Origin of the sequence: Streptococcus sp. HMSC34B10 (assembly GCF_001839505.1) — a bacterium.
In the GTDB taxonomy this organism is placed as follows: Bacteria; Bacillota; Bacilli; order Lactobacillales; family Streptococcaceae; genus Streptococcus; species Streptococcus peroris.
In genome coordinates, this window is record NZ_KV841556.1 from 87,357 (window position 1) to 109,547 (window position 22,191).

Genomic DNA, 22,191 nt, shown 5'->3' on the forward strand with positions numbered 1-22,191 from the left:
ATGTTAGTTTCTATCTTTGCTGGAGTCGTTGCTTTTGTTCTTACAGTAGTAGGAATTCCAGTCTTTATCCGTTTTTATCATAAGGCACATATTACCGGTCAGCAGATGCATGAGGACGTGAAACAACATCAGGCTAAAGCCGGAACGCCAACAATGGGGGGCATCGTCTTCCTTATAACTGGAGTCTTGGTTAGTTTAGTTCTTGCTCTTGCGACGAATCAGTTAACCAATAATGCTGGGATGATTCTTTTTATCCTAGTCTTATATGGATTGGTTGGTTTCTTTGATGATTTTCTCAAGGTTTTTCGTAAAATCAATGAAGGACTCAATCCCAAGCAAAAACTCCTACTTCAATTAGTTGGAGGAGTAATCTTCTATTTCTTTTATGAAAGAGGGGGAGATATCTTAAATGTATTTGGCTATCCTTTGCATTTGGGCGTTCTTTACATTTTCTTTGCTCTCTTCTGGTTAGTTGGTTTTTCAAATGCTGTTAACTTGACTGACGGAATCGATGGCTTGGCAAGTATCTCAGTAGTGATTAGTCTGTCTGCCTATGGAGTCATTGCTTATGTACAAAACCAGTTGGATATCCTCCTAGTGATTCTTGCCATGATTGGTGGTCTTCTTGGTTTCTTTGTCTTTAACCATAAGCCTGCTAAGGTATTCATGGGAGATGTCGGAAGTCTTGCTCTTGGAGGAATGTTGGCCGCTATTTCCATGGCGCTACACCAAGAATGGACCTTGCTCTTGATTGGGATAGTATATGTTTTTGAAACAACATCCGTTATGATGCAAGTTAGTTACTTTAAGTTGACTGGAGGAAAACGTATCTTCCGGATGACACCAGTTCATCACCATTTTGAGTTGGGGGGCTTTTCTGGTAAAGGTCAAGCTTGGAGTGAGTGGAAAGTTGACTTCTTCTTTTGGGGTGTCGGTTTGTTCGCAAGTATTTTGGCTTTGGCTTTTATGTATTTGTTTTAATCATAGAAAAATAAATCATAATAAAGGAGAAGGATTAAACCTTCTCCTTTTCTGTTTATGAATCTCTTTCTCAAAAAAGTAAATTTATGATAAAATGGAAGTAGAAAGATGAGATTATGAGTTATTTAAAAAAATATAAATTTGACAAATCACAGTTTAAATTAGGTATGCGAACCTTCAAAACAGGAATTGCTGTTTTTTTAGTTCTTATGATTTTTGGTTTTTTTGGGTGGAAGGGGCTACAAATTGGATCACTAACAGCTGTTTTTAGTTTGAGAGAAGACTTTGATAAGAGTATTCACTTTGGGACGTCACGTATTTTAGGAAATAGCATCGGTGGTCTTTATGCTCTGATTTTTTTTCTATTAAATAATTTTTTTCACGGTGCCTTTTGGGTAACTCTTGTTGTTGTTCCAATTTGTACCATGTTGACCATCATGACAAATGTCGCCATGAATAATAAGTCAGGAGTCATCGGTGGAGTTGCAGCCATGTTGATTATTACCCTATCAATTCCAAATGGTGAAACTGTTTTATATGTGTTTGCCCGTATTTCTGAAACCTTTATCGGAGTGTTTGTAGCAATCCTTGTAAATTACGACATTGATCGTTTACGTAGTATTTTGCTAAAAAAATAAAATAATGTCATAAGATATGACATAAACAATTGACGATTGAATTTTTTTGGACTATAATAGACAGAAAGAAGGAAGTGTACATGAGGGAAAAAGAATTTCGCCGTAATTTGGCAGTTTTTCCGATTGGTAGTGTTATGAAGCTGACCGACCTTTCGGCGCGCCAGATTCGTTATTATGAGGACCAGGAATTGATAAAGCCTGATCGTAACGAAGGTAATCGTCGTATGTATTCTTTGAATGACATGGATCGCTTATTGGAGATTAAAGATTATATCTCTGAAGGTCTTAACATTGCTGCCATCAAGAAAAAATATGCTGAACGTGAAGCGAAATCTAAAAAACCAGTCAGTCAAACTGAAGTGCGTCGGGCCCTTCGTAATGAGGTTCTCCAACAAAGTCGCTTCGCTTCTCAACAATCATCACCTTTTGGTCGCGGTTAGGCAACCGCTAGTCGTCAAATATAAGGAGAAAAACCATGCCAATCACAGCTGCAGATATTCGTCGTGAAGTTAAGGAAAAAAATGTAACATTTATCCGTCTCATGTTTTCAGATATTCTAGGAACCATGAAAAACGTCGAAATTCCTGCTACAGATGAACAACTTGATAAAGTCTTGTCAAACAAGGCTATGTTTGATGGATCTTCTATTGAAGGTTTTGTTCGTATCAACGAATCTGATATGTATTTGTACCCAGATTTGGATACATGGACTGTCTTCCCTTGGGGAGATGAGAACGGTAGTGTTGCAGGATTGATTTGTGATGTCTATACAACAGAAGGAGAACCATTTGCAGGGGACCCTCGTGGCAATTTGAAACGAGCACTTCGCCACATGGAAGAACTTGGTTTCAAATCATTTAACTTGGGTCCTGAGCCAGAATTCTTCCTATTCAAGTTAGATGAAAATGGAGATCCAACTCTCGAAGTGAATGACAAGGGTGGTTACTTTGACTTGGCGCCTACTGACCTTGCGGACAATACCCGTCGTGAGATTGTGAATGTCTTGACCAAAATGGGATTTGAAGTAGAAGCAAGTCACCATGAGGTTGCGGTTGGACAACATGAGATTGACTTTAAGTACGATGAAGTTCTTCGTGCTTGTGATAAAATCCAAATCTTTAAGTTGGTTGTGAAAACAATTGCTCGTAAACATGGACTTTATGCAACCTTTATGGCAAAACCAAAATTTGGTATTGCTGGATCAGGTATGCACTGTAATATGTCCTTGTTTGATGCAGAAGGAAATAATGCCTTCTTTGATCCAAATGATCCAAAAGGCATGCAACTGTCAGAAACAGCTTATCATTTCCTTGGAGGTTTGATCAAGCACGCTTACAATTTTACAGCTATTACGAACCCAACAGTTAACTCCTACAAGCGTTTGGTTCCTGGTTATGAAGCACCGGTTTATATCGCTTGGGCAGGACGTAACCGTTCACCACTTGTTCGCGTGCCAGCTTCACGTGGTATGGGTACTCGCCTTGAGTTGCGCTCAGTAGACCCAATGGCTAATCCTTATATCGCTTTGGCTGTCCTTCTTGAAGTCGGACTCCATGGTGTTGAAAATAAAATTGAAGCACCAGCTCCAATTGAAGAAAACATCTATGTGATGACACCAGAAGAACGCAGAGCTGCAGGAATCACTGATCTCCCTTCTACACTTCACAATGCTTTGAAAGCATTGACAGAAGACGAAGTTGTAAAAGCGGCCCTAGGAAATCATATTTATACGAGCTTCATTGAAGCTAAACGCATCGAGTGGGCAAGCTATGCAACTTTCGTTTCACAATGGGAAGTTGATAACTATCTTGACCTTTACTAATTTACTAATAGAGAAGAAAGAGTGCCAGATGGCAGTCTTTTTTTCTTGCATTTTATATCGAGGTGTGATATATTTTATATAACGAAGTGCGATATATCGAACTGAATAGAAGGTGATAAAAATGGAATTAACGGATAAGATTAGACGTGTCTACCTTCCCATGACGGAAACAGGTTTTTATATCTTGTTCTGCCTGCAAAAGCAGAACCATGGCTATGGTATCACGCAAAAGGTCAAGGAAATGACGGATTCACAGGTTTTAATTAGTCCTGGAACCATGTATGGAACCCTGTCAAAGATGGAAAAAGACGGTTTGATCTCCTTTGTCCGAGAAGAGGAAAAACGTAAAATCTATCAGATAACAGACTTGGGCCGAAAAGTTTTAGAGATTGAGCTGAAACGTATTGAGCGGCTCTATAGAAACAGTCGGGAGGAGCTTTGATGGAAAAGAAAGTTGTTTATAGGATTTGTACCATTGCGGATTATGATAGAGAGGCTTTCTATCTCGGAGAAATGCATGCTCAGGGCTGGAAACTTAAGGAAGTAAGCTACTCTAACTTAGTAGTTGCGGTTAAGTATACTTTTGAAAAGTGCCAACCAGAGCAGGTGGTTTATCAGTTGGACTTTTATCCTATGAAAAAGTCAGAGAGAGCTTCCTATTTACAACTATTTAAAGATTGTGGCTGGGAGCATATTACAGACTTTAATGGTTTTTCCTACTTTAGAAAGCTTTATTCTGGAGTTGAGTCGGATGCCGAGTTTGAAATTTATAATGACGCGGCCGGGAAGTTAGCAATGGTCAAGAAGATTTTAACAATGCGGATGCTTCCTATTTTGCTTCTCTTTTCAGCTCTACTACCAGTTTTCTCAAAGTTACTCAGCGGAAGAGGTTATTTCAGTTGGGGAATGTTTTTGATTGTTATCATAGACTGTACTTTATTGATAGTTTTTGTGATTCAGATTTCTTATATTTTTTGGAGATTGTTTCAAAAGTGGAAAGAATTATCTGATAAATAAAACCATGCATGTTTTCTAATTTGGAGGATAGACAATGAATAGCAAAGTACAATTTCGAATGTTTACCATTTTTGATTTGGATAAGGTAGAAGATTATTTGCATGAGATGCATTTGAAAGGTTGGAAATATAAAGCGAATCGTTTTGGCTTTTTCTATTTTGAACAATGCCAACCTGATGATGTGACTTACTGTGTATGGGATACTAGGTACCTTAGAAAAAATGAGGTGGAGTTACAAAGTATTAAGGATAGAGGATGGGAATTTGTGGAAAATTGTTCTTATTCTGTTTTTCGAAAAGCAACTTGTGATGTAGATTTAAATGATCAATCTTTCATGGACAATCGTCTTCGATGGGATGGTGTGAAAACTGGACTTCGTACATCTACAGTTTCTATCTCTGGCGGTCTAGTTATTTGTATGAGCTTGTTTCGCGAAAGTCTCTCTCAGTCTTTCTTCCTTATTTTTGCCCTTTATGCTCTCATGGTTGCTTATCTAATCTATAGTTTTTACAGACTTAGACGGAAATATCTTGTTGATTGACATTGGTTTCTAGGTCTCCAGACTGATTTTTAGCACTCTTGTCAAAAGAGTGCTAATTTTTTGAGTTTTTGTCTTGACTTTATCTTCTAAGGGTGTATAATAGAATCATAGGTTAGCACTTAGGTGTATAGAGTGCTAAAAAGATCTGACAGAGAGGAGTGGCGAGATGGTTACAGAACGTCAGCAGGATATTTTAAATCTGATTATTGACATCTTTACCAAAACGCATGAACCGGTCGGATCGAAAGCTTTACAGGAGTCTGTCAATACTAGTAGCGCGACAATTCGTAACGATATGGCAGCTCTGGAAAAGCAAGGTTTACTTGAAAAAGCTCATACTTCCAGCGGACGCAAGCCTAGCGTGGCAGGATTTCAGTATTTTGTCAAACATTCGCTTGCTTTTGACCGATTGGCTGAAAACGAAGTCTATGAGGTGGTGAAAGCATTTGACCAAGAGTTTTTCAAGTTGGAGGATGTTCTCCAGCGTGCGACGGATGTTTTATCAAACTTAAGTGGTTGCACGGTGGTAGCATTTGATGTAGAACCGAGAAAGCAACGATTGACAGCTTTTGATATTGTTGTTTTAGGACAACACAATGCACTTGCTGTTTTAACGTTAGATGAGTCCAGAACGGTGACCAGTCAGTTTTCGATTCCAAGAAATTTCTTGCAAGAGGATTTGACGAGGTTTAAGTCTATTATTCAAGAACGTTTTATAGGGCAAACGGTTCTCGATATTCACTACAAGATTCGAACTGAGATTCCACAGATTATCCAGCGGTATTTTACAACAACAGACAATGTCATGGATCTTTTTGAACATATCTTTAAGGAAATGTTTAAAGAAGATGTTGTAGTAGCTGGCAAAGTCAAACTTTTAAACTTTGCGAATTTAGCGGCCTATCAGTTCTTTGATCAACCTCAGAAGGTGGCGCTAGAAATTCGAGAGAATCTGTTAGATGATCAGATGCAAAATGTTCGAGTTGCTGATAGTCAGGAATCTTGCCTAGCAAATCTAGCAGTGATTAGTAGCAAGTTTTTAATTCCCTATCGTGGTTTTGGAATCCTAGCTATTATTGGACCGGTCAATTTAGATTATCAGCAATTGATAAATCAGTTAAATGTAGTAAACCGCGTCTTGACCATGAAGCTAACGGATTTTTACCGCTATCTCAGCAGCAATCATTATGAAGTAAATTAAGATTGAAATTAATAAAGGAGGCGAAAATGGCTGAAGATCAAAAAAATGAAGAAGTAAAAGACGAGGAAGTTGTGGAAACAGCTGAAGAAACAACTCCTGAGAAGTCTGAATTGGACTTGGCGAATGAACGAGCTGAGGAATTTGAAAACAAATATCTTCGTGCTCACGCAGAAATGCAAAACATTCAGCGCCGTGCCAATGAAGAACGTCAACAATTACAAAAATATCGTAGCCAGGATTTGGCAAAAGCAATCTTGCCGTCACTGGATAACCTTGAACGTGCTCTTGCCGTTGAAGGATTGACAGATGATGTGAAGAAGGGCTTAGAAATGGTCCAAGAGAGTTTGGTACATGCCTTGAAAGAAGAAGGGATCGAGGAGATCGCAGCTGACGGAGAATTTGACCATAATTACCATATGGCCATCCAAACGGTTCCAGCTGATGACGAACATCCAGCAGACACCATTGCACAAGTCTTCCAAAAAGGCTACAAACTCCATGACCGCATTCTACGCCCAGCCATGGTGGTAGTATACAACTAGGCAATTCTGACGGTAGCTAAAGCAACTCGTCAGAAAACGGCAATCGCTATAGCGTTTGCCTAGCCTCCTTACTAACTCGTCGTCGAAATAAAATCGATTTCGACTCCTCGTGTCGCAACATTCATAATCAAAACCTTGTCCGAAACGACAATAAACTATGAAAGAAAGATAAACAATGGTTCAGCTTTACTAATAGTGAGCGAAGCGAACCAAAGGCGATGCTCTTCGCCGTGGCGCTATTTTCGCAAACTTTGAGACCTTAGGCTCAAAGTTTAGTCAAAGAGATTGGCGAAGTCAAGCTCTGACGGCGTCGCCACTTAAGAAGAGTATCAAAAGGAAAATTAAATTAAAAAGAGGAAAAAATAATGAGCAAAATTATCGGTATTGACTTAGGTACAACAAACTCAGCAGTTGCAGTTCTTGAAGGAACTGAATCAAAAATTATCGCAAACCCAGAAGGTAACCGTACAACACCTTCAGTTGTTTCATTCAAAAACGGTGAAATCATCGTTGGTGACGCTGCAAAACGTCAAGCAGTCACAAATCCAGATACAGTAATCTCTATCAAATCTAAGATGGGTACTTCTGAAAAAGTTTCTGCTAACGGTAAAGAATACACACCTCAAGAAATCTCAGCTATGATCCTTCAATATTTGAAAGGTTATGCTGAAGACTACCTTGGTGAAAAAGTAACCAAAGCTGTTATCACAGTTCCAGCTTACTTCAATGACGCTCAACGTCAAGCAACTAAAGACGCTGGTAAAATCGCTGGTCTTGAAGTAGAACGTATTGTTAACGAACCAACTGCAGCAGCCCTTGCTTATGGTTTGGATAAGACAGATAAAGAAGAAAAAATCTTGGTATTTGACCTAGGTGGTGGTACATTTGACGTGTCTATCCTTGAACTTGGTGACGGTGTCTTCGATGTATTGGCAACTGCAGGGGATAACAAACTCGGTGGTGATAACTTTGACCAAAAAATTATTGATTACATGGTTGAAGAATTTAAGAAAGAAAATGGTATCGACTTGTCAACAGACAAGATGGCTCTTCAACGTTTGAAAGATGCAGCTGAAAAAGCTAAGAAAGACCTTTCTGGTGTCACTTCAACTCAAATCAGCTTGCCATTCATCACCGCTGGTGCTGCTGGACCTCTTCACTTGGAATTGACCTTGACTCGTGCTAAATTCGACGATTTAACTCGTGAACTTATAGATCGTACAAAAACTCCAGTTCGTCAAGCTCTTTCAGATGCAGGTTTGAGCTTGTCAGAAATCGATGAAGTCATCCTTGTTGGTGGTTCAACTCGTATCCCTGCCGTTGTTGAAGCTGTTAAAGCTGAAACTGGTAAAGAACCAAACAAATCAGTGAACCCTGATGAAGTAGTTGCTATGGGTGCTGCGATCCAAGGTGGTGTCATCACTGGTGATGTCAAAGACGTTGTCCTTCTTGACGTAACACCATTGTCACTTGGTATTGAAACAATGGGTGGAGTATTTACAAAACTCATCGCTCGTAACACTACTATTCCAACATCTAAATCACAAGTCTTCTCAACTGCAGCAGATAACCAACCAGCCGTTGATATCCATGTTCTTCAAGGTGAACGCCCAATGGCAGCAGATAACAAGACTCTTGGACGCTTCCAATTGACTGATATCCCAGCTGCACCTCGTGGTATCCCACAAATCGAAGTAACATTTGACATCGACAAGAACGGTATCGTATCTGTTAAGGCCAAAGACCTTGGAACTCAAAAAGAACAAACAATCGTTATCCAATCAAACTCAGGTTTGACAGATGAAGAAATTGAAAAAATGATGAAAGATGCCGAAGCAAACGCTGAAGCAGATAAGAAACGTAAAGAAGAAGTTGACCTTCGTAATGAAGTCGATCAAGCCATCTTTGCGACTGAAAAGACAATCAAGGAAACTGAAGGAAAAGGCTTCGATGCTGAACGTGATGCTGCTCAAGCAGGATTGGATGATCTTAAGAAAGCTCAAGAATCAGGTAACCTTGAAGAAATGAAAGCAAAACTTGAAGCCTTGAACGAAAAAGCTCAAGCTCTTGCCGTTAAACTCTACGAACAAGCTGCAGCAGCTCAACAAGCTCAAGCAGGAGCTGAAGGCGCACAAGCAACAGGAAACGCAGGCGGCGATGACGTCGTAGACGGAGAGTTTACGGAAAAGTAAGATGCAAAGCCCGTTAAAACCTCACAGTGAAAATAGGAAATCTGACGCAGAAACTTTAGTTTCTAGAAAGATTTATCTTTTTCACCAAGAGGTTAGGGCGTGCTCAATTCAACTTAACAACTAAATGATAAAAAGAAATCCAGAGGTTGCAACCCAGCCTCTGTTTTTCGGTAAAATAGAGCCTAACCCTTATATATATTGGGTTTGATTCACAATATAAAAGAAAGGAACAAAGAGTGTTCGTAACTGAACACGGGCTACGGACGGTGCCAAAAAGATAGTTTTTTCTAGGACGCAAGCGTCCGTCGTCAAAACTCCTATTTTGGCTGTGTCCGTTTAACGCCCTTTGTATCTTGAATTATGAACAATACTGAATTTTATGACCGTTTAGGCGTTTCAAAGAATGCATCTCAAGATGAAATCAAGAAAGCCTATCGGAAATTATCTAAAAAATATCACCCAGATATCAACAAGGAACCTGGTGCTGAGGAAAAGTACAAGGAAGTTCAAGAAGCTTATGAGACTTTGAGTGATGAACAAAAACGAGCTGCTTATGACCAATATGGTGCTGCGGGGGCCAATGGTGGCTTCGGTGGTGGAGCTGGCGGTTTTGGTGGCTTTGGTGGCGGAGCAGCTGGTTTTGGCGGTTTTGAAGATATCTTCTCAAGTTTTTTCGGCGGAGGCGGTTCTTCTCGCAATCCAAACGCTCCACGTCAAGGTGATGATCTCCAGTACCGTGTTAATCTGACTTTTGAAGAAGCTATCTTTGGTACTGAAAAAGAAGTCAAATACAATCGTGAGGCAAGCTGTCGTACATGTAATGGATCAGGTGCTAAGCCGGGAACAAGTCCTGTTACTTGTGGACGATGTCATGGTTCTGGTGTTATCAATGTGGACACCCAAACACCGCTTGGTATGATGCGTCGTCAAGTAACCTGTGATGTCTGTCATGGCCGTGGTCAAGAAATCAAGGATCCTTGTGCAACTTGTCATGGAACTGGTCATGAAAAACAAGCCCATAGCGTACACGTGAAAATCCCAGCTGGTGTGGAAACAGGGCAACAAATTCGTTTAGCTGGTCAAGGTGAAGCAGGATTTAATGGTGGTCCTTATGGAGACTTGTATGTAGTGGTTTCAGTAGAAGCAAGCGATAAATTTGAACGTGAAGGAACTACGATTTTCTACACCTTAAATCTGAACTTTGTCCAAGCAGCTCTTGGGGATACAGTTGATATCCCGACGGTTCATGGAGATGTAGAATTAGTGATTCCAGAAGGTACTCAAACAGGTAAACGATTCCGTTTGCGTGGTAAGGGGGCACCGAGCCTTCGTGGAGGTGCTGTTGGTGATCAGTTTGTAACAGTCAATGTTGTAACGCCAACAGGCTTGAACGAACGGCAAAAAGCAGCTTTGAAAGAATTCGCAGCTGCAGGTGATTTGAAAGTCAACCCAAAGAAAAAAGGATTCTTTGACCATATAAAAGATGCCTTTGAGGGTGAATAACTAAAAAGAGCCATGAGGCTCTTTTTGTTTGTAATTAGCAATGGAGAAAATCCTCTCCAGCTGGTCAGTTACTAGGGCCTTTGAGTGAGCAAGCCAGCCGCATCCATCTCCTGGATGAGTTGCTTGATTTCCGCTTCTTTACCAGGTTTCACGGTGACAGTATCAATGTGCTTAATCTCCGAATTATCCTGAATATCTACCAAGCTCAAAGCTTTTTCATAGAATGCAATTCCCTTTTTCAAGCTTTCTGGATCCTTCCAAGAGAGAATAAAGTAAGAAGGATTTGATTTCTTTCCATTTTCTTCGAAATACTTCCTGCATTCCTTCTCTAAAAATTGGTATAAACCATGATTGAATAAGTTGTCTTCTACTGCATGGTAGGAAATATTGCCTGTGTTTAGAACATAGATTTTGAGTCGGTTTTTAGTAAGGTTTGGACTTTCTTTTAGGACAGGGTGGCTATTGATGACTTCATTTGAGAAGGTCATATAAAAATCTAAACCTCCACCCTCGAATTGATAGCTTCCATTTGATTCCACTTTCTTAGGCGGCATGTCAAGGGAGATAAAAATTTGTTTTAAGTCTTCATTTCCTTTACGGATGTCACTTGGCGATGCCTTGAAAAGATTGATAAGTAGTAGAAATGCCAGGACTGCAAGAAGACAGAAGCAACCAGAAATAATCAAGATGACTTTAAAAAACTGTTTCATTTTTATGCCCTCTCTTGTCTTTTAAAATCTACTAACCCAAAATGGATTTAAAGGGAAAATAAGGAAAGTTGGAGATTTTCTTTTCCTTAGTTGTCTTTAGTTTCTTGTAATTCTTTCATCACAGCAAGTCTTGCTTGAAGATCTTTTTCTAAGACCTTAAATTTGTAAGTGAGGTCTTCTTGGTATTCCTTGATGACCTCTTTTTGTTGATTGATAATTTGTAAGCTATTTTGAATGACATCTAAATCATCTTTGATAGCTTCAACGCGATCAGTTGTTTCTAGAACTTCTTCAGTGATAACTTCACGGTTCTTAACGAGAAAGTAAGAACCTACAGCAGAGCCTGCAAAAAGTAGTAAATTTGATAGTTTCATAGGGACTCCTTAGGCGTTTTTAATAGTTTCAGCGACTTGGGCAAGTTTATCAAAGTCAGGTTCATGCGCAACAAAGTCAATTTTTAGGTCATCGTCTGTGCCATAACGAGGAACGAGGTGGACATGGGTGTGAAAAACGGTTTGTCCAGCGATTTCTTCGCAGTTGGCGATGATATTCATTCCATCGGCTTTGGTAGCCTTCATGACTTTTTGTGCAATGGCTGGAATCTTAGCGAAGAGTTGACTAGCGCTAGTAGCATCCATCTCCAAAAGATTGCGATGGTGTTTTTTTGGTACGACCAAGGTATGACCTGGAGTTACTTGAGAAATATCGAGGAAGGCCAGAACTTGATCATCCTCATAAACCTTAGATGCAGGAATTTCTCCTGCTAAAATCTTACAAAAAATACAATCTGACATAAAAACCACCTCTAGTGTATTAAATTTTGATATAATATAGCTACATTATACCAGATTCGGAGAAAATATGTTAGAAATTAAAAACCTGACAGGAGGCTATGTTCACGTTCCTGTCTTGAAAGATGTATCTTTTACAGTTGAGAGTGGACAGTTGGTCGGTTTGATTGGCTTGAATGGTGCAGGTAAATCAACGACTATCAATGAGATTATCGGTCTTTTGACTCCCTACAGTGGAGAGATAAGTATTGATGGATTGACTCTACGAGAGAATGCTACGAACTACCGTAAGAAGATTGGCTATATCCCAGAAACACCTAGCTTGTATGAAGAATTAACTCTCAAAGAACATATTGAGACAGTTGCTATGGCCTATGGTATTGAACAAACTATTGCTTTTGAACGTGTAGAACCGCTTTTAAAAATGTTTCGTTTGGATCAAAAATTGGATTGGTTTCCAGTTCATTTTTCAAAAGGGATGAAACAAAAGGTTATGATTATCTGTGCCTTTGTCGTGGATCCTAGTCTCTTTATCGTAGACGAACCCTTCCTTGGTCTCGATCCTTTGGCAATTTCAGATTTGATTCAGCTACTAGAAGTGGAAAAAGGGAAAGGCAAGTCTATCCTCATGAGTACCCACGTCCTTGATTCAGCTGAAAAGATGTGTGATTCTTTTGTCATTCTCCACAAAGGTCAAGTGAGAGCTAAAGGAAACCTTGAACAACTCCGAGAAGCTTTTGCCATGCCATATGCAAGTCTCAATGATATCTATTTGGCTCTGACCAAAGAGGAGGAACTATGAAAGGCTTGTTTTTAAAACGAAAACAGGAATTTCGGAAGGAATGTCTGGGCTATCTTCGCTATGTGCTCAATGACCATTTTGTCTTGTTTTTGTTGGTGTTATTAGGATTTTTGGCTTATCAGTACAGTCAGCTACTCCAACATTTCCCTGAAAATCATCTACCAATTTTATTTTTAATTGGAATTGTATCTGTTTTGCTCTTGTTGTGGGGTGGTATTGCAACTTATCTAGAAGCTCCTGACAAACTCTTTCTTTTGGTAGCTGAAGAAAAAGTAAAAGCGCATATCAAAAAGCAATCTCTTATATCTTTTATTTTTTGGATAAGTGTTCAAACTGTATTTTTGCTCCTGTTTGCGCCTTTATTCTTAGCCATGGGGCTTGGTTTGCCGATTTTTGGAGTCTATCTACTTATCTTAGGAATAATAAAATACGTGATTTTTCGCCAAAAGTCTAGCAACTTTTTCCTTGGAAATGGACTTGACTGGGATTATGTCATTGCTCAAGAAAGTAAACGCAAGCAGTTCTTGCTTCGATTCTTTGCCCTCTTTACACAGGTCAAGGGAATTTCAAACAGTGTTAAGCGTCGAGCTTATTTAGACTTTATCCTAAAAGTAGTTCAGAAAGCACCAGGTAAAATCTGGCAGAATCTCTATCTTCGTTCTTATTTGAGAAATGGAGATTTATTCTCTCTTAGTCTGCGCCTTGTAATCCTATCCTTATCAACTCTTATGTTTGTTGAGCAGTCTTGGATTGCACTAGCAATTGTAATTTTATTCAATTATCTTTTGTTATTCCAGCTCTTAGCTCTCTATCATGCTTTTGACTATCAGTATTTGACGCAACTATTTCCAGTAGAAAAGGGGCAAAAAGAGAGAGGGTTGAGAGAAATTTTGAGAGGGATTGGGATTTTTGTCTTAATCTTGGAAAGCCTCGTTGGCTTGCTTGTCTTCAAGGACAAAATCCTTGTCTTAGTCCTTGTGGGAGCAGGCCTTGTATTGCAATATCTTTATTTACCATATCAACTGAGAAGATTGGTTGACGAATAGCATAAAAATTAGTAGAATAATAAGGAAACTTTATTCGGAGGAAAAAAATGGACTTGGGTGATATTGAGCTAACGCTTACCCCGATATCTGGAAAGAGCGGAAAAGCTTATATGGGAAGTTACCCTGATGGGAAACGTGTTTTTATAAAAATGAATACTTCTCCAATCCTACCTGGTTTAGCGAGAGAGCAAATTGCGCCACAATTGCTTTGGAATCGTCGATTACCAGATGGCCGTGATATGTCCGCCCAGGAATGGTTGACAGGAAAAATCTTGACGCCAAGTGACATGAATCGTAAACAAGTTATCGACATTTTGACACGTTTACACTGTTCACGTCCCTTAATGACCCAGTTGACACGCCTAGGATATGCGATGGAAAAACCTTCGGATTTACTTCAGTCTTGGGTAAACAAGGCTCCTAATGCTTTAAAAAACAACCAGTATCTACGAATGGTCTTGAGTGATATGCGTGAGAACCTTCCTAGTTTTAGGGAAGATTATGCGACCATAGTCCATGGGGATGTTCGTCATAGCAATTGGTTTGAGACGGATAGTGGCTTGATTTATCTAGTTGATTGGGATTCTGTTCGCTTGACTGATCGTATGTTCGATGTGGCCTATCTGCTCTGCCACTATATTCCAGAGTTTCAATGGCAAGAATGGCTGACTAATTATGGTTACAAGTACAATCAAACGGTTTTGAATAAGTTGTATTGGTATGCTCAACTGTCGTTTTTGAGCCTGATTACCAAATATTATGAAAATCAAGATTTGGATAACGTAAATCGGGAGATTTATGCTTTACGTAGCTTCCGAGATAAGTATGGAAAGAAAAAATGAGAGTTAGAAATCGTAAAGGTGCAACGGAACTGCTAGAAGCTAATCCACAGTATGTTGTCTTAAATCCCGCAGAATCCAAAGGTAAGTGGCGAAATTTGTTTGACAATGACAATCCAATCCATGTAGAGGTGGGTAGCGGCAAAGGTGCTTTCGTAACAGGAATGGCCAAACAAAACCCTGGCATCAACTATATTGGGATTGATATTCAGAAATCTGTATTAAGTTATGCTTTGGATAAGGTATTAGAAGTTGGAGTTCCCAATATCAAACTTTTATGGGTTGATGGTTCAGAATTGACCAATTATTTTGAAGATGGTGAAATTGACCGCTTGTATTTGAATTTCTCGGATCCATGGCCTAAAAAACGCCATGAGAAGCGTCGTTTGACTTATAAGAGTTTCTTGGATACTTTCAAACGAATCTTGCCTGAACACGGTGAAATTCATTTCAAGACAGATAATCGTGGCTTGTTTGAGTATAGTTTAGTGAGCTTTTCACAATATGGCATGAAACTTAATGGCGTCTGGCTAGATTTGCACGCTAGCGACTTTGAAGGAAATGTCATGACTGAATATGAACAAAAGTTCTCAAGCAAAGGTCAAGTCATTTATAGAGTTGAAGCAGAATTTTAAAAAGTGGCTTGGTTTCACGAATAATTTGAACGCTTATACTTTACATAAGTAAGGAAACATGTTATACTGAAAGCAAGAATATAAGAAAAGAGGCGGGGAGATATCTTCGCCTCTTGCTTATGAGGAGGTGGATGCAATCGCAACGATCGTTGAATTAGTCAGAGAAGTTGTAGAACCTGTCATTGAAGCTCCTTTTGAACTCGTAGATATCGAGTATGGAAAGATTGGTAGTGACATGATTCTCAGTATTTTTGTAGACAAGCCTGAAGGAATCACCTTGAATGATACAGCGGACTTGACTGAAATTATCAGTCCTATCCTAGATACTATCAATCCGGATCCCTTCCCAGAACAATATTTCCTAGAAATTACCAGTCCAGGATTGGAGCGTCCTTTGAAAACCAAGGAAGCAATCGCTGGAGCAGTTGGGAAATACATCCATGTCGGGCTCTACCAAGCCATCGACAAGCAAAAGGTTTTTGAAGGAACCTTGTTGTCCTTTGAAGAGGATGAGTTGACAATGGAATATATGGATAAAACGCGCAAGAAAACAGTCCGGATTCCATATAACTTGGTATCAAAAGCACGTTTAGCAGTAAAATTATAGAAAAGAAAGGATAGCTTTTGAGAATTCAAAAGTAAAAAGAACATGAGTAAAGAAATGCTAGAGGCCTTCCGCATTTTGGAAGAAGACAAGGGAATCAAGAAAGAAGATATCATCGATGCAGTCGTAGAATCACTTCGCTCTGCTTATCGTAGACGCTATGGTCAATCAGACAGCGTAGCTATCGACTTCAACGAAAAAACAGGTGACTTTACAGTCTACACAGTTCGCGAGGTTGTTGATGAAGTATTTGATAGCCGTTTGGAAATCAGTTTGAAAGATGCTCTTGCCATTAATTCAGCCTATGAGCTTGGTGACAAAATCAAGTTTGAAGAAGCACCAGGAGAGTTTGGTCGTGTAGCAGCCCAATCTGCTAAACAAACCATCATGGAGAAAATGCGTAAGCAAACACGTGCCATTACCTACAATACTTACAAAGAGCATGAACAAGAAATCATGTCAGGTACAGTTGAACGTTTTGACAACCGCTTCATTTATGTCAACCTTGGTAGCATCGAAGCTCAATTGTCAAAACAAGATCAAATTCCTGGAGAAGTGTTTGCTTCTCATGATCGTATCGAAGTCTATGTTTACAAAGTCGAAGACAATCCTCGTGGAGTTAACGTCTTTGTTAGCCGTAGTCACCCAGAGATGATCAAACGTTTGATGGAACAAGAGATTCCAGAAGTATATGATGGAACTGTTGAAATCATGAGCGTAGCCCGTGAAGCAGGTGACCGTACGAAAGTTGCTGTTCGTAGCCACAATCCTAACGTGGATGCTATCGGAACAATCGTTGGACGTGGTGGAGCGAACATCAAGAAAATCACTAGCAAATTCCACCCAGCTCGCTACGATGCTAAGAGCGACCGCATGGTACCTGTAGAAGAAAACATCGATGTTATTGAGTGGGTAGCAGATCCAGCTGAATTTATCTACAATGCCATAGCTCCTGCCGAAGTTGACCAAGTTATCTTTGATGAAAACGACAGCAAGCGTGCCTTGGTTGTTGTTCCAGATAACAAGCTTTCTCTTGCTATCGGTCGTCGTGGACAAAACGTTCGCTTGGCAGCTCACTTGACTGGATACCGTATCGATATCAAATCTGCAAGTGAATTTGAAGCTATGGAAGAAGCAGGTCAAGTTGATTTCGCTGACACAGACGAATTGACTGAAGAATAAAAGCTGCAAGAGGAGGGAAAGATGAAAACAAGAAAAATCCCTTTGCGCAAGTCTGTTGTTTCCAACGAAGTGATTGACAAGCGAGATTTACTCCGTATTGTCAAGAACAAAGAAGGAGAGGTCTTTATCGACCCGACAGGCAAGGCTAATGGTCGTGGCGCTTATATCAAGTTAGACAATGCAGAAGCCCTAGAGGCAAAAAAGAAAAAAGTCTTTAACCGTAGCTTTAACATAGAAGTTGAAGAAAGCTTTTATGACGAGTTGATTGCTTATGTTGATCACAAAGTAAAAAGAAGAGAGTTAGGACTTGAATAAGCAAAAAGTAAGTAATCTCTTGGGACTTGCTCAACGAGCAGGGAAAATCATTTCGGGTGAAGAAATGGTAGTTAAGGCTATTCAAGACCAGAAAGTAAAACTGGTATTTCTGGCTCATGATGCTGCTCCCAACCTGACCAAGAAGATTCAAGATAAAAGTGACTATTATCAAGTAGAAGTTATTACCGTGTTTTCAACACTGGAATTAAGCATAGCAGTCGGAAAATCGAGAAAGGTTCTGGCTGTAACAGATGCTGGATTTACAAAGAAAATGAGGTCTATTATGGAATAGAAGAGGAGGACATGATTTGTCTAAGAAAAGATTGTACGAAATCGCAAAAGAACTTGGAAAAGAAAGTAAAGAAGTTGTAGCGCGTGCAAAAGAGTTGGGCTTGGAAGTGAAGAGCCACTCGTCAAGCGTTGAAGCCGATGCTGCTGAAAAAATCGTAGCTAGCTTTAAACCTGCTGCTCCTAAAGCAGAGGCAAAACCTGCAGCGCCAAAAGTAAGTGAAGCGAAGGTGGAAAACAAATCTGCTACGCCAGCAGCTTCTAAGGAAGAAAAAGTAGTAGCTGCTAGACCACAGAGCCGAAACTTCAAAGCAGAGCGTGAAGCTCGTGCAAAAGAGCAGGCAGAACGACGCAAGCAAAACAAGGGCAACAACCGCGACCAACAACAAAACGGAAACCGTCAAAAGAATGACAACCGTAATGGTGGAAAACCAGGTCAAGGAAACCGCGACAACCGCCGTTTTAATGATCAAACTAAGAAACAACAAGGTCAAGGGAATCGTGGGAATGATCGCCGCCAACAAGCCGATAATCGTCCCAACCAAGCGGGCCCACGTATTGATTTCAAGGCTCGTGCAGCAGCCCTGAAGGCTGAGCAAAATGCAGAATACGCACGCTCAAGCGAGGAACGCTTCAAACAGTCTCGGGAAGCTAAAGAAGCCTTGGCTCAAGCTAACAAGCGCAAAGAACCAGAGGAAATCTTTGAGGAGGCTGCTAAACTAGCTGAACAAACTCAGCAAGTGGTTGAAGTAGCTCCTGTAGTCAAGGAGCCTGTAGTGGATACACGTCGTAAAAAACAAGCCCGACCAGACAAAGATCGTGATGATTACGATCGCGAGGAAGATGGTCCAAGAAAACAACAAAAGAATCGAAGTAACCAAAATCAAGTGAGAAATCAGAAGAACAGTAACTGGAATAACAATAAGAAAAATAAAAAGGGCAATAAGCAAAATAACCATAATCAGGCTTCAAAACCTGTTACAGAACGCAAATTCCACGAATTGCCAACAGAATTTGAATACACAGATGGTATGACTGTTGCGGAAATTGCAAAACGTATCAAACGTGAACCAGCTGAGATTGTTAAGAAACTCTTTATGATGGGTGTCATGGCTACCCAAAACCAATCTTTGGATGGTGATACGATTGAACTTCTCATGGTGGATTATGGTATTGAAGCGAAACAAAAAGTCGAAGTTGACAATGCTGATATCGAACGTTTCTTCGTAGAAGATGGTTATCTCAACGAGGACGAGTTGGTTGAACGTCCACCAGTTGTAACCATCATGGGACACGTTGACCACGGGAAGACAACCCTTTTGGATACACTTCGTAATTCACGTGTTGCAACAGGAGAAGCAGGTGGTATCACTCAACATATCGGTGCCTACCAAATAGTCGAAGGTGGTAAGAAAATTACTTTCCTTGATACACCAGGACACGCGGCCTTTACGTCAATGCGTGCACGTGGTGCTTCTGTTACTGATATTACCATCTTGGTCGTAGCGGCTGATGACGGGGTTATGCCTCAAACTATCGAAGCCATTAACCACTCAAAAGCGGCTAATGTTCCAATCATCGTTGCTATCAATAAAATTGATAAACCAGGTGCCAACCCCGAACGTGTTATCGGAGAGTTGGCAGAGCATGGTGTTATGTCGACAGCTTGGGGTGGAGATTCTGAGTTTGTAGAAATCTCAGCCAAATTCAACCAAAATATCGATGAACTCTTGGAAACTGTCCTTCTAGTAGCTGAAATCCAAGAACTCAAAGCAGATCCAACAGTTCGTGCCATCGGTACAGTTATCGAAGCGCGCTTGGATAAAGGAAAAGGTGCGGTTGCAACCCTTCTTGTTCAACAAGGTACTTTGAACGTTCAAGACCCAATCGTTGTCGGAAATACTTTCGGACGTGTCCGTGCCATGACCAATGACCTTGGACGTCGTGTTAAGGTTGCAGGACCATCAACACCAGTTTCTATCACAGGTTTGAACGAAGCACCTATGGCGGGTGATCACTTTGCTGTATACGAAGATGAAAAATCTGCTCGTGCAGCTGGTGAAGAACGTGCTAAACGTGCTCTTATGAAGCAACGTCAAGCTACTCAACGTGTCAGCCTAGAAAATCTATTTGACACTCTTAAAGCTGGTGAACTTAAATCTGTTAACGTCATCATCAAAGCTGACGTACAAGGTTCTGTTGAAGCTCTTGCTGCCTCACTTCAAAAGATTGATGTGGAAGGTGTAAAAGTTACCATCGTTCACTCAGCAGTTGGTGCTATTAATGAATCTGACGTCACCCTTGCCGAAGCTTCAAATGCCTTTATCGTAGGTTTCAACGTACGCCCTACACCACAAGCTCGTCAACAAGCAGAAGCAGACGATGTAGAAATCCGTCTCCACAGCATTATCTACAAGGTTATCGAAGAGATGGAAGAAGCCATGAAAGGGATGCTCGATCCAGAATTTGAAGAAAAAGTTATCGGTGAAGCAATCATCCGTGAAACCTTCAAAGTATCTAAAGTCGGAACGATCGGTGGATTTATGGTTACCAGTGGTAAAGTTACCCGTGACTCAAAAGTCCGTGTTATTCGTGACGGTGTCGTTATTTACGATGGTGAACTTGCAAGCTTGAAACACTATAAAGATGACGTCAAAGAAGTTACAAACGGCCGTGAAGGTGGTCTCATGATTGATGGCTACAATGATATCCAGACTGACGACGTGATTGAGGCATATGTCATGGAAGAAATCAAACGATAAAAGAGAAACGATAGCTCATTTGACTCGTTGTCAACAGCGCCTTGATGAACTTCAGTTCTATCTAAGGCTTGTTTCCTAGATTCAAATGGCTCTAGTTCCTCTATCTAATAAAAATAGCTAGGTCTGCTGGCCTAGCTTTTGGTTCAATAGAGAGGAAGGAATAGCATGGGAAATCATTTCCGTACGGATCGTGTGGGCATGGAAATCAAACGCGAAGTCAATGAGATTTTACAAAAGAAAGTCCGTGATCCCCGTGTACAAGGTGTGACCATCACAGATGTTCAGATGCTAGGTGATTTGTCTGCGGCTAAGGTCTACTACACCATTTTAAGCGACCTCGCTTCAGATAATCAAAAGGCTCAAATCGGGCTTGAAAAAGCAACTGGTACTATCAAACGTGAACTCGGTCACAATTTGAAATTGTATAAAATTCCAGACTTAAATTTCGTCAAAGATGAATCCATCGAGTATGGAAACAAGATTGACGAGATGTTACGCAATCTGGATAAAAACTAAGCAGAAAGAGGGGAATCCCTCTTTTTTATTTTGAAGAAGCAAGATTTACAGCATTCAAAACCTAATAAGAAAAATAAGTTCTTAAAATTTCATTTCTCAAGCAAATATGATATGATATAGTTCAAATTGAAAGAAAAAGAGAAAAAACAAGATGTCTAAACAAGATGTAGCTTTGCAAGTATTGCAACAAGTCGTGAAACTTCCTGTCGTCAAAGTTGATCGGTCAAAATTTTTAGTTGATAAATTTTCCAAAGTATTGAATCCCAAGGATATTCCTAGACTCTTAGAAGAAGGACCAACAGCCCTATTAGCACAAGATATTTTAGATAAAGTTGCTGATTCTTGTATTAAGGATACTGTTTTATTGGCAAGTGGGACTTCTGTTATCGCTGGTATACCTGGAGGACTAGCCCTTGCAATCACTATTCCAACAGATGTGGCTCAATTTTATGCCTTTTCATTAAAATTAGCGCAAGAATTGGGATATATTTATGGTTATGATGATCTTTGGGCTTCGCGGAATGAATTGAGTGAAGAAGCCAAAAATACACTCTTGCTCTATCTTGGGGTCATGCTTGGTGTCAACAGTGCTGGAGCTCTCCTTAGGGCTGGTGGTGTATCAGTTGCTAAGCATGTCATGAAAACAGTACCTCAAAAGGCTTTGGCTAAGACCTTGTGGTATCCTATTCTAGAAAAAATTTTGAAAATTTTTGGGGTGAGTCTGACAAAAGGTGGTTTTGCTAAAGGAATGGGCAAAGTTATCCCAATTCTAGGAGGTATTGTCTCAGGTGGTTTAACTTATACAACCATGAAGCCTATGGGTAAAAGTTTGCAAAAGGAATTATCCAAACTAGTCAATTATAGTGAAACTCAGTATCAAAGAGATGTAGAAACGATTCGAAAAGAAGCAGAAATCATCGAAGGAGAGTAATATGGGTATCATAAAAATTCTGGCTAAAACTTATGGAAATTACTTTTTTACGATGCAAGGGCTCAAAGTCTTAAAAACGATGAAAAAGGATGAGAATATTGTTGTTGGCTTGGGTAAATTATTTATTGCAGATAAGCTAATGGATATGGCACAAGGATTGCTAAAATCAGATGATAAAGATTGAACGATTTCCGAGTGATTCAATCCTGGAATGGAGATAAGTGAAATAAATAACCTTATATAAAACTAGCAGGCTTGTACTGCTAGTTTTTTTATCCCATGCCTTGTGGTATAATAAGAAAAGAAAAGCCAGTGAAAGAATGTAACGGAGGT

At 40.1% G+C, this 22,191-nt stretch carries 26 protein-coding genes; 23 read left to right on the forward strand and 3 right to left on the reverse strand.

All coding sequences use genetic code 11. The features are described from left to right. The 11 genes from mraY (at nt 1) to dnaJ (ending at nt 10,437) form a co-directional block, all read left to right on the forward strand. On the forward strand, nt 1–981 hold the full coding sequence (mraY, locus tag HMPREF3237_RS05980) for a phospho-N-acetylmuramoyl-pentapeptide-transferase (RefSeq protein WP_070889162.1): 981 nt from the start codon (nt 1–3) through the stop codon (nt 979–981). 116 nt (nt 982–1,097) lie between these two features. Further along, the gene (locus tag HMPREF3237_RS05985; RefSeq protein ID WP_006144942.1) at nt 1,098–1,619 is read left to right on the forward strand and encodes an FUSC family protein; all 522 of its coding nucleotides are present in this window, start codon (nt 1,098–1,100) and stop codon (nt 1,617–1,619) included. Nucleotides 1,620–1,699: 80 nt separating this feature from the next. Beyond that, the gene (locus HMPREF3237_RS05990) at nt 1,700–2,059 is read left to right on the forward strand and encodes a MerR family transcriptional regulator (protein WP_025168600.1); all 360 of its coding nucleotides are present in this window, start codon (nt 1,700–1,702) and stop codon (nt 2,057–2,059) included. Nucleotides 2,060–2,094: 35 nt separating this feature from the next. Then, the gene (gene glnA / locus HMPREF3237_RS05995; protein ID WP_006144944.1) at nt 2,095–3,441 is read left to right on the forward strand and encodes a type I glutamate--ammonia ligase; all 1,347 of its coding nucleotides are present in this window, start codon (nt 2,095–2,097) and stop codon (nt 3,439–3,441) included. Nucleotides 3,442–3,562: 121 nt separating this feature from the next. Further along, nucleotides 3,563–3,883 (forward strand): PadR family transcriptional regulator, encoded by a 321-nt coding sequence (locus HMPREF3237_RS06000; RefSeq protein WP_070889163.1) that lies wholly within the window; start codon nt 3,563–3,565, stop codon nt 3,881–3,883. Then, nucleotides 3,883–4,458 carry a DUF2812 domain-containing protein gene (locus HMPREF3237_RS06005; RefSeq protein ID WP_070889164.1) on the forward strand — a complete coding sequence of 192 codons (576 nt, stop codon included), beginning with the start codon at nt 3,883–3,885 and terminating at the stop codon, nt 4,456–4,458. Before HMPREF3237_RS06000 ends, HMPREF3237_RS06005 begins: the two co-directional genes overlap by 1 nt. Before the next feature lie 34 nt (nt 4,459–4,492). Further along, nucleotides 4,493–4,999, forward strand: a complete 507-nt coding sequence (locus HMPREF3237_RS06010; RefSeq protein ID WP_070889165.1) for a DUF2812 domain-containing protein — start codon at nt 4,493–4,495, stop codon at nt 4,997–4,999. Between the two features lie 166 nt (nt 5,000–5,165). Further along, on the forward strand, nt 5,166–6,200 hold the full coding sequence (gene hrcA / locus HMPREF3237_RS06015; protein WP_070889166.1) for a heat-inducible transcriptional repressor HrcA: 1,035 nt from the start codon (nt 5,166–5,168) through the stop codon (nt 6,198–6,200). A 26-nt stretch (nt 6,201–6,226) separates the two neighbouring features. Then, nucleotides 6,227–6,742 carry a nucleotide exchange factor GrpE gene (gene grpE / locus HMPREF3237_RS06020; protein WP_025168602.1) on the forward strand — a complete coding sequence of 172 codons (516 nt, stop codon included), beginning with the start codon at nt 6,227–6,229 and terminating at the stop codon, nt 6,740–6,742. 365 nt (nt 6,743–7,107) lie between these two features. Next, complete coding sequence (dnaK, locus tag HMPREF3237_RS06025) at nt 7,108–8,934, forward strand: molecular chaperone DnaK (protein WP_070889167.1); 1,827 nt, start codon at nt 7,108–7,110, stop codon at nt 8,932–8,934. 360 nt (nt 8,935–9,294) lie between these two features. Continuing rightward, nucleotides 9,295–10,437, forward strand: coding sequence for a molecular chaperone DnaJ (dnaJ, locus tag HMPREF3237_RS06030; RefSeq protein ID WP_006144952.1), 1,143 nt, complete (start codon nt 9,295–9,297; stop codon nt 10,435–10,437). A 71-nt stretch (nt 10,438–10,508) separates the two neighbouring features. On the opposite strand, the gene HMPREF3237_RS06035 is transcribed toward dnaJ, so the two are convergent. The 3 genes from HMPREF3237_RS06035 to HMPREF3237_RS06045 form a co-directional block, all read right to left on the reverse strand. Then, nucleotides 10,509–11,147, reverse strand: coding sequence for a hypothetical protein (locus tag HMPREF3237_RS06035; RefSeq protein ID WP_070889168.1), 639 nt, complete (start codon nt 11,145–11,147; stop codon nt 10,509–10,511). Between the two features lie 86 nt (nt 11,148–11,233). Continuing rightward, nucleotides 11,234–11,521 carry a hypothetical protein gene (locus HMPREF3237_RS06040; RefSeq protein ID WP_070889169.1) on the reverse strand — a complete coding sequence of 96 codons (288 nt, stop codon included), beginning with the start codon at nt 11,519–11,521 and terminating at the stop codon, nt 11,234–11,236. A 9-nt stretch (nt 11,522–11,530) separates the two neighbouring features. Then, nucleotides 11,531–11,941, reverse strand: coding sequence for an HIT family protein (locus tag HMPREF3237_RS06045; RefSeq protein WP_070889170.1), 411 nt, complete (start codon nt 11,939–11,941; stop codon nt 11,531–11,533). Between the two features lie 67 nt (nt 11,942–12,008). Here HMPREF3237_RS06045 and HMPREF3237_RS06050 point away from each other — a divergent pair, with 67 nt between their 5' ends. The 12 genes from HMPREF3237_RS06050 to HMPREF3237_RS06105 all read left to right on the forward strand — a co-directional run bounded on the left by HMPREF3237_RS06050 (nt 12,009) and on the right by HMPREF3237_RS06105 (nt 22,042). Further along, complete coding sequence (locus HMPREF3237_RS06050) at nt 12,009–12,740, forward strand: ABC transporter ATP-binding protein (RefSeq protein WP_006144956.1); 732 nt, start codon at nt 12,009–12,011, stop codon at nt 12,738–12,740. Further along, nucleotides 12,737–13,786, forward strand: a complete 1,050-nt coding sequence (locus tag HMPREF3237_RS06055) for an ABC transporter permease (RefSeq protein ID WP_070889171.1) — start codon at nt 12,737–12,739, stop codon at nt 13,784–13,786. The genes HMPREF3237_RS06050 and HMPREF3237_RS06055 overlap by 4 nt, the downstream gene beginning before the upstream one ends. A gap of 47 nt (nt 13,787–13,833) precedes the next feature. Continuing rightward, nucleotides 13,834–14,628, forward strand: coding sequence for a cell cycle regulator CcrZ (gene ccrZ, locus HMPREF3237_RS06060; protein ID WP_006144959.1), 795 nt, complete (start codon nt 13,834–13,836; stop codon nt 14,626–14,628). Then, a complete protein-coding gene (gene trmB / locus HMPREF3237_RS06065; protein ID WP_070889172.1) occupies nt 14,625–15,260 on the forward strand; it encodes a tRNA (guanosine(46)-N7)-methyltransferase TrmB in 636 nt (211 codons plus the stop codon). Before ccrZ ends, trmB begins: the two co-directional genes overlap by 4 nt. Before the next feature lie 127 nt (nt 15,261–15,387). Continuing rightward, entirely contained in the window at nt 15,388–15,867 is a 480-nt protein-coding gene (gene rimP, locus HMPREF3237_RS06070) for a ribosome maturation factor RimP (RefSeq protein ID WP_070889173.1), read from the forward strand. 42 nt (nt 15,868–15,909) lie between these two features. After that, a complete protein-coding gene (gene nusA, locus HMPREF3237_RS06075) occupies nt 15,910–17,046 on the forward strand; it encodes a transcription termination factor NusA (protein WP_006144963.1) in 1,137 nt (378 codons plus the stop codon). A gap of 21 nt (nt 17,047–17,067) precedes the next feature. Beyond that, entirely contained in the window at nt 17,068–17,361 is a 294-nt protein-coding gene (rnpM, locus tag HMPREF3237_RS06080) for an RNase P modulator RnpM (protein WP_070889174.1), read from the forward strand. Then, nucleotides 17,354–17,653, forward strand: a complete 300-nt coding sequence (locus tag HMPREF3237_RS06085; protein ID WP_070889175.1) for a YlxQ-related RNA-binding protein — start codon at nt 17,354–17,356, stop codon at nt 17,651–17,653. Before rnpM ends, HMPREF3237_RS06085 begins: the two co-directional genes overlap by 8 nt. Before the next feature lie 16 nt (nt 17,654–17,669). Next, on the forward strand, nt 17,670–20,411 hold the full coding sequence (infB, locus tag HMPREF3237_RS06090) for a translation initiation factor IF-2 (protein WP_070889176.1): 2,742 nt from the start codon (nt 17,670–17,672) through the stop codon (nt 20,409–20,411). A gap of 165 nt (nt 20,412–20,576) precedes the next feature. Continuing rightward, nucleotides 20,577–20,927, forward strand: a complete 351-nt coding sequence (gene rbfA / locus HMPREF3237_RS06095; RefSeq protein WP_070889177.1) for a 30S ribosome-binding factor RbfA — start codon at nt 20,577–20,579, stop codon at nt 20,925–20,927. Between the two features lie 151 nt (nt 20,928–21,078). Then, entirely contained in the window at nt 21,079–21,858 is a 780-nt protein-coding gene (locus tag HMPREF3237_RS06100; protein WP_070889178.1) for a hypothetical protein, read from the forward strand. Nucleotide 21,859: 1 nt separating this feature from the next. Beyond that, nucleotides 21,860–22,042 carry a hypothetical protein gene (locus HMPREF3237_RS06105; RefSeq protein WP_006144974.1) on the forward strand — a complete coding sequence of 61 codons (183 nt, stop codon included), beginning with the start codon at nt 21,860–21,862 and terminating at the stop codon, nt 22,040–22,042. Nucleotides 22,043–22,191: the final 149 nt, after the last annotated feature.

Coding starts and splice junctions, on each gene's coding strand:
- HMPREF3237_RS06005 (WP_070889164.1), top strand. CDS start 3,883: ATGGAAAAGAAAGTTGTTTATAGGATTTGTACCATTGCGGATTATGAT.
- HMPREF3237_RS06035 (WP_070889168.1), bottom strand. CDS start 11,147: ATGAAACAGTTTTTTAAAGTCATCTTGATTATTTCTGGTTGCTTCTGT.
- HMPREF3237_RS06010 (WP_070889165.1), top strand. CDS start 4,493: ATGAATAGCAAAGTACAATTTCGAATGTTTACCATTTTTGATTTGGAT.
- HMPREF3237_RS06000 (WP_070889163.1), top strand. CDS start 3,563: ATGGAATTAACGGATAAGATTAGACGTGTCTACCTTCCCATGACGGAA.
- HMPREF3237_RS06100 (WP_070889178.1), top strand. CDS start 21,079: ATGTCTAAACAAGATGTAGCTTTGCAAGTATTGCAACAAGTCGTGAAA.
- dnaJ (WP_006144952.1), top strand. CDS start 9,295: ATGAACAATACTGAATTTTATGACCGTTTAGGCGTTTCAAAGAATGCA.
- HMPREF3237_RS05990 (WP_025168600.1), top strand. CDS start 1,700: ATGAGGGAAAAAGAATTTCGCCGTAATTTGGCAGTTTTTCCGATTGGT.
- nusA (WP_006144963.1), top strand. CDS start 15,910: ATGAGTAAAGAAATGCTAGAGGCCTTCCGCATTTTGGAAGAAGACAAG.
- rbfA (WP_070889177.1), top strand. CDS start 20,577: ATGGGAAATCATTTCCGTACGGATCGTGTGGGCATGGAAATCAAACGC.
- dnaK (WP_070889167.1), top strand. CDS start 7,108: ATGAGCAAAATTATCGGTATTGACTTAGGTACAACAAACTCAGCAGTT.
- HMPREF3237_RS06040 (WP_070889169.1), bottom strand. CDS start 11,521: ATGAAACTATCAAATTTACTACTTTTTGCAGGCTCTGCTGTAGGTTCT.
- ccrZ (WP_006144959.1), top strand. CDS start 13,834: ATGGACTTGGGTGATATTGAGCTAACGCTTACCCCGATATCTGGAAAG.
- HMPREF3237_RS06055 (WP_070889171.1), top strand. CDS start 12,737: ATGAAAGGCTTGTTTTTAAAACGAAAACAGGAATTTCGGAAGGAATGT.
- HMPREF3237_RS06105 (WP_006144974.1), top strand. CDS start 21,860: ATGGGTATCATAAAAATTCTGGCTAAAACTTATGGAAATTACTTTTTT.
- HMPREF3237_RS06045 (WP_070889170.1), bottom strand. CDS start 11,941: ATGTCAGATTGTATTTTTTGTAAGATTTTAGCAGGAGAAATTCCTGCA.
- HMPREF3237_RS05985 (WP_006144942.1), top strand. CDS start 1,098: ATGAGTTATTTAAAAAAATATAAATTTGACAAATCACAGTTTAAATTA.
- mraY (WP_070889162.1), top strand. CDS start 1: ATGTTAGTTTCTATCTTTGCTGGAGTCGTTGCTTTTGTTCTTACAGTA.
- rnpM (WP_070889174.1), top strand. CDS start 17,068: ATGAAAACAAGAAAAATCCCTTTGCGCAAGTCTGTTGTTTCCAACGAA.
- hrcA (WP_070889166.1), top strand. CDS start 5,166: ATGGTTACAGAACGTCAGCAGGATATTTTAAATCTGATTATTGACATC.
- glnA (WP_006144944.1), top strand. CDS start 2,095: ATGCCAATCACAGCTGCAGATATTCGTCGTGAAGTTAAGGAAAAAAAT.
- trmB (WP_070889172.1), top strand. CDS start 14,625: ATGAGAGTTAGAAATCGTAAAGGTGCAACGGAACTGCTAGAAGCTAAT.
- HMPREF3237_RS06050 (WP_006144956.1), top strand. CDS start 12,009: ATGTTAGAAATTAAAAACCTGACAGGAGGCTATGTTCACGTTCCTGTC.
- grpE (WP_025168602.1), top strand. CDS start 6,227: ATGGCTGAAGATCAAAAAAATGAAGAAGTAAAAGACGAGGAAGTTGTG.